This is a genomic window from Hydrogenophaga aromaticivorans (assembly GCF_013387465.1).
GTDB classification, from domain to species: domain Bacteria; phylum Pseudomonadota; class Gammaproteobacteria; order Burkholderiales; family Burkholderiaceae_C; genus Hydrogenophaga; species Hydrogenophaga aromaticivorans.
The window spans coordinates 1-1,057 of sequence record NZ_VYGV01000024.1; the positions used below are offsets into that span (position 1 = coordinate 1).

General features: G+C 69.1%; 1 protein-coding gene and 1 pseudogene. Both read right to left on the bottom strand.

Annotated elements, in window-relative coordinates; all coding sequences use genetic code 11:
* A pseudogene (locus tag F3K02_RS21700) lies at positions 1-387 on the bottom strand (vanadium-dependent haloperoxidase); the annotation flags it as partial.
* Between the two features lie 21 nt (positions 388-408).
* On the bottom strand, positions 409-1,057 hold a 649-nt coding region (locus F3K02_RS21705), incomplete at its 5' end, for a class I SAM-dependent methyltransferase (protein WP_246309707.1).

A 1,057-nucleotide genomic window follows, 5' to 3' on the forward strand; every position in this document is an offset into this window, starting at 1 on the left:
CGACGCGGCGAGTTCACGCACAGCCATTCCGGCGGCCTTGGCCGGCCCCTCCGGGATGACCGACAGCGCGGCCTGCACGGCGGCATCGATGCCTGCGCGCTGGCCCGGGAGCAGCTGCGTCAGGGTGGTGCGGTGCGCCACGGCCACCGCGGCGTCCACCGCCGGCTTGGTGGTGGCCACCCGAGGCGGCAAGCCATCAATCGCCTGGTGCACCGCGGTCTGCACGATCGCCATGGCGCGGATCGCGGGCGGCGTGCCGAGCTGTGAATCGGCCAGCAGCGCGTTGGCCCGCAGGTTCCAGTCGGTGACGGTGTCGGCGTGCGCCTGCAGCGCTGCCGTGGCGAGCAGCGAAGCCACCAGCACGTGGCGTGAAAGTGGGGTGTTCATGCGGATCTCCAATGGCAAAGTTCATTGTTTGGTGATGACGATTTCAAGGTACTCGCTGGGCACGACCAGCGACTGCGGACCGCCAACGTTCAGTTCCTCCAGCAGCGCCGTGATCGCGCGTTCGAGCGACTGCGCGCCTTGGGCATCGAGCGCGGCAAAGGCCTTGTGCGTGGGGCCATAGAGTTCGCGGAACACCTGCACCCAGTGCGCCGCCGAGCGGTAGCGGAAGTTGAAGTGACGGTGCTCGCAACGGATCTGCGCCGCGTGCGAACCGAACAGCTCGACGATGTGCGATTCGGTTCCCCAGAGCACCGGGGAAGCGAGCCCGGCCGGGGGCGGCACGTGGGCACCGATGAGCTTGAACAGGCGACCGATGAAACCGCCGGGCGTCCAGTTCGCCAGCCCGATGCGGCCGCCGCTGCGCAGCACGCGCAGCATCTCGCTGGCGGCGCGCTGGTGTTCGGGCGTGAACATCACGCCGAAGGTGGAGAGCACGGCGTCGAAGCTGGCGTCAGCGAACGGCAGGGCTTCTGCATCGGCGTGCTGGAACCGGATGTTCAGGCCTTCAGCAACCGCGCGGTCGTGGCCCTTGGCCAGCAGCGCCTGCACATAGTCGGTCGAGGTGACCTGCGCGTGGCGACGCGCGGCGGCCAGCGAGGCGTTGCCGTTG